Origin of the sequence: Caballeronia sp. EK, assembly GCF_014384845.1 — a bacterium.
In the GTDB taxonomy this organism is placed as follows: Bacteria; Pseudomonadota; Gammaproteobacteria; order Burkholderiales; family Burkholderiaceae; genus Caballeronia; species Caballeronia jiangsuensis.
The window spans coordinates 1-10,714 of record NZ_JACSUE010000044.1 but is presented as its reverse complement, the minus strand read 5'-3'; the positions used below and the strand labels follow the sequence as shown (position 1 = coordinate 10,714).

Annotated in this window: 6 protein-coding genes and 9 pseudogenes; 8 read left to right on the top strand and 7 right to left on the bottom strand. The window is 56.3% G+C overall.

Going from position 1 to position 10,714, the window contains the following annotated elements; all coding sequences use genetic code 11:
* The first annotated feature begins 21 nt into the window (after positions 1 to 21).
* Entirely contained in the window at positions 22 to 990 is a 969-nt protein-coding gene (locus IAG25_RS40475; protein ID WP_187609818.1) for an IS3 family transposase, read from the top strand.
* Between the two features lie 31 nt (positions 991 to 1,021).
* Here IAG25_RS40475 and IAG25_RS40470 read toward each other — a convergent pair.
* Positions 1,022 to 1,503: pseudogene (locus IAG25_RS40470) on the bottom strand (IS3 family transposase); the annotation flags it as partial.
* A gap of 215 nt (positions 1,504 to 1,718) precedes the next feature.
* Here IAG25_RS40470 and IAG25_RS42450 point away from each other — a divergent pair.
* A pseudogene (locus IAG25_RS42450) lies at positions 1,719 to 1,841 on the top strand (IS3 family transposase); the annotation flags it as partial.
* 38 nt (positions 1,842 to 1,879) lie between these two features.
* On the opposite strand, the pseudogene IAG25_RS41985 reads toward IAG25_RS42450, so the two are convergent.
* Positions 1,880 to 2,434 (bottom strand): annotated as a pseudogene (locus tag IAG25_RS41985) (ATP-binding protein).
* A 22-nt stretch (positions 2,435 to 2,456) separates the two neighbouring features.
* Positions 2,457 to 2,648 (bottom strand): ATP-binding protein, encoded by a 192-nt coding sequence (locus tag IAG25_RS41980; protein WP_255504343.1) that lies wholly within the window; start codon positions 2,646 to 2,648, stop codon positions 2,457 to 2,459.
* Between IAG25_RS41980 and IAG25_RS41975 the strand changes: the two genes are divergently transcribed.
* Positions 2,580 to 2,876: an IS3 family transposase gene (locus IAG25_RS41975; RefSeq protein ID WP_309244028.1), complete on the top strand. Its 297-nt coding sequence runs from the start codon at positions 2,580 to 2,582 to the stop codon at positions 2,874 to 2,876. The genes IAG25_RS41980 and IAG25_RS41975 overlap by 69 nt on opposite strands.
* Positions 2,877 to 3,246: 370 nt before the next feature.
* On the opposite strand, the gene IAG25_RS40455 is transcribed toward IAG25_RS41975, so the two are convergent.
* Positions 3,247 to 4,041, bottom strand: a complete 795-nt coding sequence (locus tag IAG25_RS40455) for a hypothetical protein (protein WP_187609816.1) — start codon at positions 4,039 to 4,041, stop codon at positions 3,247 to 3,249.
* A 413-nt stretch (positions 4,042 to 4,454) separates the two neighbouring features.
* Between IAG25_RS40455 and IAG25_RS42445 the strand changes: the two are divergent.
* From IAG25_RS42445 to IAG25_RS40445, 3 genes and pseudogenes are all read left to right on the top strand, one after another.
* Positions 4,455 to 4,565: pseudogene (locus IAG25_RS42445) on the top strand (hypothetical protein); the annotation flags it as partial.
* Between the two features lie 43 nt (positions 4,566 to 4,608).
* Positions 4,609 to 5,298, top strand: a pseudogene (locus IAG25_RS40450) (IS3 family transposase); the annotation flags it as partial.
* 616 nt (positions 5,299 to 5,914) lie between these two features.
* Complete coding sequence (locus IAG25_RS40445; RefSeq protein WP_187609815.1) at positions 5,915 to 7,534, top strand: hypothetical protein; 1,620 nt, start codon at positions 5,915 to 5,917, stop codon at positions 7,532 to 7,534.
* Between the two features lie 105 nt (positions 7,535 to 7,639).
* Here the strand turns inward: IAG25_RS40445 and IAG25_RS40440 are convergent.
* Positions 7,640 to 8,029: pseudogene (locus IAG25_RS40440) on the bottom strand (ATP-binding protein); the annotation flags it as partial.
* Here IAG25_RS40440 and IAG25_RS40435 point away from each other — a divergent pair.
* Positions 8,010 to 8,578 (top strand): annotated as a pseudogene (locus IAG25_RS40435) (transposase); the annotation flags it as partial. The pseudogenes IAG25_RS40440 and IAG25_RS40435 sit on opposite strands and share 20 nt — an antisense overlap.
* Positions 8,579 to 8,634: 56 nt before the next feature.
* Positions 8,635 to 9,294 (top strand): annotated as a pseudogene (locus IAG25_RS40430) (IS256 family transposase); the annotation flags it as partial.
* Positions 9,295 to 9,378: 84 nt separating this feature from the next.
* Here IAG25_RS40430 and istB read toward each other — a convergent pair.
* Positions 9,379 to 10,167, bottom strand: coding sequence for an IS21-like element helper ATPase IstB (istB, locus tag IAG25_RS40425; protein ID WP_187609814.1), 789 nt, complete (start codon positions 10,165 to 10,167; stop codon positions 9,379 to 9,381).
* A 5-nt stretch (positions 10,168 to 10,172) separates the two neighbouring features.
* Positions 10,173 to 10,582: pseudogene (locus IAG25_RS41970) on the bottom strand (IS21 family transposase); the annotation flags it as partial.
* Positions 10,583 to 10,714 lie beyond the last annotated feature (132 nt).

The following is a 10,714-nucleotide window of genomic DNA, read 5'->3' as shown; positions in this document are numbered from 1 at the left end:
GACGGCTGCGACGATGTGAGGATGAAACAAGCTAATCTTGGGTTCGATTTGACGACCAAACGTACGCGTAAGCGCCAGTTCCTTGACGAGATGAATCGGGTTGTTCCGTGGGCCAAGCTTGTTAAATTGGTCACGCCACACGCGCCCGGGGGCAAGAGAGGACGACCGCCATTTGCTGTCGAGACGATGCTGCGCATCCACCTCATGCAGCAATGGTTCACGTTGAGTGATCCCGCGATGGAAGAGGCGCTGCATGACGTGCCGCTGGTGCGCGAGGTGCAGGCGATTCATGCGCAGATGCGGCAAAGCTATGGCAGTCGGCGCATATCGCAGGAAATGAAGCGTCGGGGCCATGCGGTGGGACGCGAGCGTGCGCGTCGCCTCATGCGCGAAGGCGGTGTGCAGGCGCGGGTACGTCGCACGCATCGTTATGTGAAGCGCACGCAAGCATCGGCGATTGCGCAAAACCGGCTCGATCGGGCATTCACCGTGACGGTTCCAAACCGGTTCTGGGCGGGCGACGTGACGTATATCTGGACGCAGCAGGGCTGGATGTATCTGGCTGTGGTGATCGATCTGTATTCCCGGCGTGTAGTCGGCTGGGCGACCTCAGGTTCCTGTGACACGTTCTTGGTGATTGGCGCGTTACAGGTCGCACTTCAAACGCGGCGTACCGAACCGGGATTGATGTTCCACTCGGACCAAGGAAGCAACTATGCGAGTTTGACGTTCCAGCAGTTTCTTAAGGAGCACGAGATCGTGCCGAGCATGAGCCGCAGAGGAAACTGTTGGGACAACGCCGTCGTCGAGCGCTTCTTCTGTACGCTCAAAGGAGAATGCATCGGCGAGCACGCATACCGTGATCACGCCGAGGCTCGCGCCGATGTGCTGACTTACATCTTGATGTACTACAACCAGGAACGCTTGCACTCGGCCGCGCGTCACATGCCGCCGGCCGAGTTCGAGGATTTAAAGGTGGAAACTGCGTAATCGGTGTCCAAGAATACTGAACCACTACAGATGCTAGTTTCTTTTTGCGTTTCATAGATGCCGGAACCTCTCGACCGAGTAGCTGATTCTTTTAGTTATACAGCGTTGGCCGGCTCACACCGGCTTTCTCGGCAACCACGCGTGCGCTTTGGTCTCTGATGCACAATCCAATGACTGCTGCCTGCTTTACCTTTTGTGATTTTGGAACGCTTCCGGCGGCTCGGCCAACAATACGTTTTTGATTTCTGGACACAGTTCTTCGATCCAGGCCGCGAGCGTCTCGCGACTCGGATAACCCAAAGCCCTCAAAGTTGCGGTAGCACAGCGGCCATGACTCAAATAATGATTGACAGCCACCTTCTTCTGCTCATCGGAATACCTCGGCCTTGAACAAACATAGCCCGCCCGTAGATCGTGGCACTGCTCGTATTCGCGATGCCAGGCCTTGAGAGAGTTCTTGGTCGGATAGCCCAACTGCCGAATGGTAGCTCCGATGCGCTTGCCCAGCTTCAGCTAAAGTCGAACCGCTCGAATGCGAGCTTCGTATGAGAACATGAACTACCTCCAGGTAGTCCAAGATTTTGTCCCCCCCTCGGACGGCGGGATCGGACATAGCCGTTGCCGGATGACGTCATGATCGCTGGCAGGAAATTCATCGCTGCCTCGTCAGAGAACTGTATCTGCTTATTCTGGCCGACTTGGCCGATTCAGCCCGACATAAAAGCGTCGACGTGCCGACTGAAAGTCTGTGGGGTTCGCTGAAGGTGGCACGCATGCATGGCCGGCGCTTCGCCACACGGCGTGCCGCGATGGATGAACTAACTGATTGGCCGAGCTTTTACAATGCACGACTGTAGATTGTCACTTACGATGGCCGACCGGGCGACAACTATGTTGGCCGGTCGACGGGGTTAGTTGTCGCTGCTCGACTCAGCATAGTTCTCGCTCCTTCCGATTCGGGGTGGGGTAATTGACGCCGCCGCGCGTGCTTGTTGTGGTCGGCACTGCGACGCCGGTAGCTTTCCACGTTCATCTCGAAGATCGTCGAGTGATGGATCAGTCGGTCGATGGCGGCGACCGTCATTGAGGGATCGGGGAAGACTTCATTCCAGCCGGAGAGCGCCGCGTTGGCCGTAATGAGAAGGCTTTGGCGCTCGTATCTTTCCGCAATCAATTCGCACAGCACGCTCGTTTCGGCCTGGTCCTTTCAGACGTACGACTGGTCATCCAGGATGATCAGATCGAAGTGATCGACCGTGGCAAGCATTGACGGCAACTGAAGGCTTTGGCGTCCCGCCTGCAGCTCCTGCACGATTTCGCCGGTGCGTGTGAACAGCACCCGGTACCCGGCGTCGATCAGCGCATGGCCAATGCCGGAGCCTAAATGCCTTTCCCGGCACCCGGTGGCCGAAACAGGAGGATCGTGGCGGCTTTCTCGAGCCACGAGTCGCCGCTCGCGAGCGCCATTACTGTGCCTTGGACACCATTGGTACCAAGCCGAAGTCGAAGGCCTCGAGCGTCTTCCTTGGATCCAGATGCGATTCGACCCGATGCTGCTCGAAGCGCCGTTTCGCACGCTCGACCGGTTCGTGCTCGAGCAGCGCGCCGAGCAGGCGCGTCGATGCCCAGCCTTGGAGTGCTCGGTGAACTCGGCCCATAGCCGCGCTATTGTCGGCAAGCGCAGCTCGGTGATCGAATCATTCTCCGGCACACTGAAGAGCAAGTTGGCCTATCGTCGGCGGTTCGCCGCTCGGCCGCAGGCGCAGCAAGAGATGAAGGCATATACTGAGATCTTTTATAACCAGCAGCGGATACAAGCGCGCTTTGACCATCTGTCTCTCACCGCCTTCACGCAGCCTTTCTCCTTGAACAAGATCGCTAATTAACCCGTTGGCGTCCATGATTCCGACCCACCTCAGGATGGCAAGTTCGATAGGAATTGGCTCAAAGGCGCACTCTGCGACGCGGTTCACGCGGTTCTTTGCAGCGCGGGCCACAACCTGCGCATGATCCTCAGATAGCTGTGGATTTATTGCGCCCTTTTGCTCCTCGCTTTACTCAAACGCTCAGCTGCACTGCGCTTACTCCCACGACAGACGGCACCACGCAAACCAAATCATTCAGGCCCGACTACGTAGCGCTTGACCGGTGGCGGAGCAAATGAGTGCGAGCGGGCCGCATCTCGTGTCTTCAACATCTCTTGATAACGGCGCAAGCCGTAAGTCGTGCCCCTCGATGTCGCCAGAAGCCGTCTCATCAGGATCTAACAGCGCCCCAGATATTGCCGTCCGGCTTTAAGCACTCTTGATGGAAATTCCAAAATGTAGATTCAAATTTCGGACCAAGTCTACGTCTCCCGTCCAAAGCGACGGCAGTGTGCGCTTCGAACAATTCCTTCATTGCACGGAGTTCTTCTGACGCATCATCTTCCTGGCACATTTCCCAAATCTTGTCGTCAATACCGGCCTTAAGATAAGAAGACTCACAATCGCGACACACTGCCCCCTCAGTCTTGAGAAGCATCACTACGGAATTATAGTCCGCAACCTCCCGACTCCCACTCACTTTATCGGCACCAGTTAATTCTATATCTAACACTCCGAAGACTTCAATATGGTCTACCTCTCTATTCAGGGAGGACCAGAAATCTACCATACGCATTCTCTCGATTACGACTACTCTTCCATCGAAAGACACTTTCAAATCAAAATCTCCGCCCGCAAGATTCCTAACTTCAGCGATCGTCAATCTTTTATCGCCGATTTGCAACTCAACCTCCTGAAATTGCTCGGGCGCCTTCTTTGCCATTTCATGCCAGAGATCTTTCAAGGCTTGATCGATCGCTGCCCCCTTTTTATCTATATTTACGGCCTTAACCAGACCGTATATTCCAAAGGTTAGCATTGAAAGAAGCAAATCCCTGATTCCTCCCGCATCGGCGTAGCTCGCCCCTCGCTTAGCCATATGCGAAGACCTGGAAACATCGCGCGTCTCTGCATTTTGAATTCCGCTCAACGCCCTCACTATGGTTCGACCCGTCACCAGACTCATCCCATCTCTCCAGATTACACTATATTCTTTGCGCCACGCGCTCATCGCGGTTTGCCAGCTTTCGATGCCTCGCCAACGAAACCATTCCATTGTATAACATCGGCTGCGACATGCTTTTCAAAAACGATAGTGTTTCTGTAAATTGGATTTCTGTCGTCTACCGGTGGGGCCTTAGCGCGAATATGTGCGCTCTGAGCGCGCGAAGCATTTAAGCCCGCTTGCTCTGACGAGCTTACAGAAGCCAGGTTCCGCCGAATCAGCCGCAATAGTAACCTGCACCCAATCCTAAGCCGTGCTCAAGAGGCGTTGACTTGGCGCTGATCAGCTACGCGCCAAGGCGCGAACTCTGAGCTTGCCCGCGAAAAAGGGATCCCTTGCTGAGTGCGTAAAACTCATGCAAGGAGGAAACAAGGATGGGTAATCCGAGAGAACTGTACACGCAGGAATTCATGATCGAAGCCGTGCGCATGGTGCGTGGCGGCCAGAGCATGGCGGCCGTAGCAAAAATACTGAGCATCAGTCCGAAGACGCTGCACAACTGGGTAAAGGCCGATAGCGCTGGCAAGCTGGCCGCGCGTGTGGAAGAAGCTGCTTGCCCAAGGCGTTCGCGTCAGCAAGGATCGTGTCCAGCGACTCATGAAGCTGCACGGCATCAAGGCGAGGACCAAACGCCGGTTCAAGGCCACGACCGACAGCGACCACAGTCTGCCGGTCGCCCCGGACCTGCTGCAACGTGACCTCTCTCCCGCTCGCCCGGATCAGGCCTGGAGTACGGACATCACCTACCTCTGGACTGACGAAGGCTGGCTTTACCTGACGGTCATCCTCGACCTGTTCAGCCGTCAGGTGGTGGGCTGGTCGATGCAGCCGCACATGCGCACGGAGCTGGCGTCCAACGCGCTGCGTATGGCGTGGTTTCGCCGCCGGCCGGAAGCGGGCCTGATCCTTCATAGCGACAGGGGTAGCCAGTATTGCAGTCGTGACTTCCAGGACCTGCTCAAGGGCTACGGCATGCGTAGCTCGATGAGCCGTCGAGGCAATTGCTCGGACAACGCGCCGACCGAAAGCCTGTGGGGATCGCTCAAGCGTGCCCGCATTCTCGGTCATCGCTTTGCGACGCGTCGAGAAGCGATGGACGAGGTTATCGACTGGCTGAGCTTCTACAATCATTCGCGCTTGCACTCGACGTTAGACTACGTCAGCCCGATGCAATTCGAGCAGGACTGGTACGCCGCCCAGAACCAACGGGTGGCATAATCTCCGCTCAGTTAAGGGATCCGAAACTCGCGGGCAATGTCACTCGTCAATGCCGCCGAGTGCTCAGTCGTGTCTGCGAGCACGAGGCACATATGTGCCTCCCGTCGAGCCCATTGAGTTTCGCGGCGTCGAGAAAGCGCATTTTGCTGCAGCGCCGCCAAATAACATGGCGATCGGTTTCGCCAAACGGATCGCATGGGCACGATGGCTTACGCGGTCTTATCAGCGGCATCCCTTACGCCTCGCAGTCCGTCAGTTGTTCCTGTGGGTCTTTGGGATCGAACCTCCTTGCACCAACATCGCCGGAAGAAAAGCCAATATCAGGTCAGCCTCACCCGTCCCCTCGATCACGCAGTACGTCACCGCCATCGACGCAAACGATGGACGCGCGGCGAGACGTGAGACAGCCCCTCATACGATGCCGTCGTCCCAGTCGGAACGCCTCTTGCCCCAACAATTTCCAACCCTGTTCTTAGAGGTTTCATAAAAATGAGACCGGTTCTCGAAGACCCGCAACGATGACATCATGTAGCTTAGTCGCACACCTTCGTCCGCCCTGTGCGCTTCACGCGCAACGTCGATTATATCTTTACGCGAATAATTCATGACTATATCAATGAACACCCTCTCTAGGGCCTTTGGCGACTCCTCCCTCCACTACGACCGCCTGACCACTAGGCGTATTGCCGCAGAAGGATCTCACTTCGGAAGCGCCGGAGGGGTAAAAGATCTCATTCTCTCGATGCTGACATTCGGGATCTACGGTTTTGTAAAAGCTGCAGAAATGCAGAAGAAGCACGATGCTATCTCGCGGTTGGTCGTGAACCTCTACAGGCAAGCCGAATCAAATCTAAACGAGACGACCATTTTCACGCGCGTCGACGGTGAAGAGTTGGTCGTTTCGGACGATAGCGTGCGTGATCAGCCTCAAATCACAATCCGGTTCCAAGGTAAAGTCATCACAATTGTGGGTATGGACCTTTCTGCCTTTCGGCGCCATTTGCACGACGAAGTTCACGAAAACCGTTCTAATCAAATTTATTTGGAGTTTCAAGATTCACGTAAAATCGAGTCGGATTCTCCGTTGGGACTCATGCCGCCTTTGGTTAAGGATCACATTTTTGAGCACCTATCTTCCGAAGACATGTTTGCGCTTATCCGAGTCAATCAAGAGTTTGCCACCTTCGGCGCTCGCGAGCGTGCCACCGCTGGTAGATTGAAACAACAGGCTGAGATTGCCAGCACCTCCGATGATTTCACGAATGTCCTCCATGACGTGCAGAAACTACCGCCTGGGTATCAACGGACGCCGCTGACCATACTTATCGATCGAATCGCCAATCTACCTCCAGATCAGCGCGTGGCAAACTTCAATCGGCTCCTGGCTGCCATTAAGCGGCTCAATACGGATGACAAAGCCCGATTGTTGACCACCCTCGCCCGCTATATCCGCTGTCTGCCTGGTGAAGAAGAGCGAAAGGAGGCGACTGAGAGCACTTTGAATACTACGGAGCAGCTTGCCGGAGACCCACTCAACGCGGCCGACACATCTCGATTGCTGACGGTCCTCGCCGACCAGCTCGTCCGGCTGCCTTCCATAGAATGGACGCAGACCTTTGATCGAATTCTGAAAAATGTTAAGCAGCTCGACAAGGCCCACCAAGGGCAACCATTGGCTGCACTCGCTGAAAAGATCCCCTTCCTCCCTGTTTCGACGCGGAACGATAACTTCACTCGTATCCTGGCCGATATTGAGCAACTCGATGTCGGCGGCCGGACACGACTACTCAAAGCGCTGTCCCCTCAGATCCGCGCGCTCCCTGGATGTAAGTTGGAATTCTTTGACCGTTTGCTGACTGCTGTCGAGCCGCTCAACGCGACCGACCAAGCCGAACCCCTGACCAGTCTCGCCCTAGTAGTATCTGAACTTCCTCCGGAGAAGAGTTGGGTATCCTACAAACGCATCTTACATGCTATTGAACAACTCAACGAGCGCGACCAGGGTGATCCTTTGATGGCACTCGCCGGCGTAGTCTACAAGGTGGCCAAGGTGAAGCCACGAAAACAGAAAGATGGAACCGTTATTCCCTTTTTGGAAATTGTGCGGTTACTCGGTGATTTTGATCGCCGGAGAATCGGTAAGGCGCTCGCTCGCAACCTCCCAACTTACTGGCATCCATTCGAAAAGACGCGCGCCAGAATTCAAATCGAGAGGTTTTTGGAAGTGAGTTTGTGAGATTATTCCACCAAGACAGCCCCTTACCCTTTGGATAAGGGGGCCCGGGTGTCTGGCGTTTGGCGTCAACTACAAACGCCGCCGACGACAACTAACATTGCCGCCCTATGCTGCTACCGAGGCTGACACTGTCGGCTTCGCGCCGGCAGCATTTGTCCGATAGCTTTCAACGCTCATCAGGTCGAGAACGACGCTGTGATGAACGACGCGGTCGACGGCCGCGAGCGTGGTCATCGGATCCTTAAAGATGCGCTCCCACTCTGAGAACACGAGGTTTGTGGTGATGACGATGCTTTTGCGCTCGTGGCGCTCGGCGAGCGGCGTGAACAGCACCTCCATTTCGTCTCGATCATGCTGGAGGTAGCCGATGTCATCCAGAATGAGGCACTCGAAGCGATCGAGCTTCGCTAGCTCCCGCGGCAAACGCAGATCGCGCTTTGCTGCCAGTAGCCGCTGCACCAAGGCACCCGTTGGTGTGAACAGTACCGGGTATCCGACCAAGAACTCTCTCAAGGCCTGGCATCGCGAATACGAGCAGTGCCACGATCTACGGGCGGGCTATGTTTGTTCAAGGCCGAGGTATTCCGATGAGCAGAAGAAGGCGGCTGTCAATCATTATTTGAGTCATGGCCGCTGTGCTACCGCAACTTTGAGGGCTTTGGGTTATCCGAGTCGCGAGACGCTCGCGGCCTGGATCGAAGAACTGTGTCCAGAAATCAAAAACGTATTGTTGGCCGAGCCGCCGGAAGCGTTCCAAAATCACAAAAGGTAAAGCAGGCAGCAGTCATTGGATTGTGCATCAGAGACCAAAGCGCACGCGTGGTTGCCGAGAAAGCCGGTGTGAGCCGGCCAACGCTGTATAACTGGAAGAATCAGCTACTCGGTCGAGAGGTTCCGGCATCTATGTAACGCAAAAAGAAACTAGCATCAGACCATCAGCGTGCGGAGCTGGAACAACAGGTCGAATCGCTTCGATGCGACATCCGACAGCTGCAGCTTGAGCACGATAGTCTGAAGAAGGCGAACGAATTGATAAAAAAAGGAGCCTGTCAGATTTTTAGTGTGCCGAGGTCATGAGACGATAACGGGAATAACGTCCTATGACCGAAGCAACCGTGACAAAGAAGAACAAGAGCACAAAGGCACGGAAGCTGTTTTCCGATGAGCTAATTGACCAATTGCTTGCCCAAGTTCAGGGCAAGGATGCCGAATCGGTCCTGGGCGAATCGGGTCTGGCCGGCCAACTCAAGAAGCGGCTGGCCGAACGCATGCTCGCGGCCAAGCTGAGCCACCATCTGGAAGCCGAGACCGAGCAAGGCAAGGCTGGCAACGACCGCAACGGCACTAGCGCGAAGACGGTCCTGACGCCCAACGGCGAACTGAAGCTGGATATTCCGCGCGACCGGCAGGCGACGTTTGAGCCGCAACTGGTTGGCAAGTATCAACGCCGGCTGCCGGGTTTCGACGACCACGTCATCAGCATGTATGCGCGCGGCATGAGCGTGCGCGAGATTCAGGGCCATCTGCTGGAGCTGTACGGGCTGCAGGTGTCGCCCGATCTGATTTCGACGGTCACCGACGAGGTGCTGGCTGAGGTCGAGCAGTGGCAGCAACGCCCGCTCGAGGCGATGTATCCGATCGTGTACTTTGACGCGCTGCGACTGAAGATCCGCGACGAAGGCACCGTCAAGAACAAGGCTGTCTATCTGGCGCTGGGCATCCGCGCCGACGGTCGCAAGGAAGTGCTGGGACTGTGGATCTGTCACGGGGCGGCGTAATGACGCCGGGGATGGGCGGCGTAATGGCGCCAGCAGAAACGGGGTAAAACGCGGACTCGAACGGTTTCAAGATTGCGGTTTTTTGCCGTTTTTGGCAACCGCATTTTCGCCGTTGTCGGGCATCGGTTTGGGCTTGCGGAAGCTCTCGCCCTCGATGACGACACGATAGGCGCCGTGGCGCAGGCGATCGAGCGTTGCAGCTCTAAGAACGCGGTTGTCGGGGAAGGCGTCGCCCCATTCGCTGAAGTCCAAATTTGAAGTCAAGATCGAGGCTGCGCGCTCGTACCTTTCAGCGATCAGGTCGTGAAAGTCCTCATCGTGGGGTGCACGAAGGGGCTTGAGCGCGAAGTCGTCTACGATCAGCAGTGGCACACGCACGAACTGCTGAAACTTACGTTCGTATAGATCAGTGGCGCGCGCTGCATGCAGCTTCTTGAGCAGATCGGTCTGGTTGATAAACAGCACATCGCGACCTTGGCTCGCAGCACAGTGCCCGAGCGCCTGTGCCAAATGCGACTTGCCGACGCCTGTCTGGCCGACCATCAGAACGCAGACCTTCTCGTCGATGTATCGACCCGTCGCAAGGTCGTGAAGGTGCGAACGGTTTAGTTTAGGCAGTCGGTCGAAGTCGAAGGTCTCGAGCGTCTTGCCCATCGCAAAGCCGGCGCGGGCAAGACGCGCGCCGAGCTTCTTCTGCGCACGTCGTGCGAGTTCGTCATGCAGCAACATGGCAAGGAACTCGGTGTAGGCGAGTTGCCCATCGATGGCCTCCCGATTGCGCTGTTCGAGGGAGTCCAGGATGCCAGACAGTCGCAACTGCCTGAGGATGGTATTCAGTTCGGGACTTGGATTCATGGCGTTCAATGCAGTAGAAAGGACTGGAGATCGCGGCCGAAGCGGCCACCGTTCACGTAGGTGTCGGCCGGTTCCGTCGCCTGTGCCGTCGCTGCTGGCTGGCCGTCCAGTCCCTTGTCGAGAATGACCTTAACGGTGCGATACTTCGGGCTGGAGAACGTGAGTGCGCGCTCGCAGGCGGCGTTCAGGCGCGCGTCGCCGTACTTCTCGCGTAGACGGACGAGACCCAGTCGCGCAATTGCCGGCTCGCATCGGCCAGATCCCTGAATTCGCGTAGCAGTACGAAAGCTTTTTTTACGTATTTGACTCCAGATTCAACAATTCCTTTTTTAGCAGGGTCGTGCGGCGGACATGCGTCGATCCGGAATCCATATCCCTCAGCAAGCGCGGCATAGGAGCGCTGGACTGCAGGCTCATATCCAATCGAGCACCCGTGTATGGGCGCCAGGCACTGCGCCGCTGCCTGCCGAGCCATCCAGCGGCAAGCCTGGCCGACCGAGAAGTCTGCAGCGCCGTGTACCGCGGCATGAACCGGCATCGGTCAAGG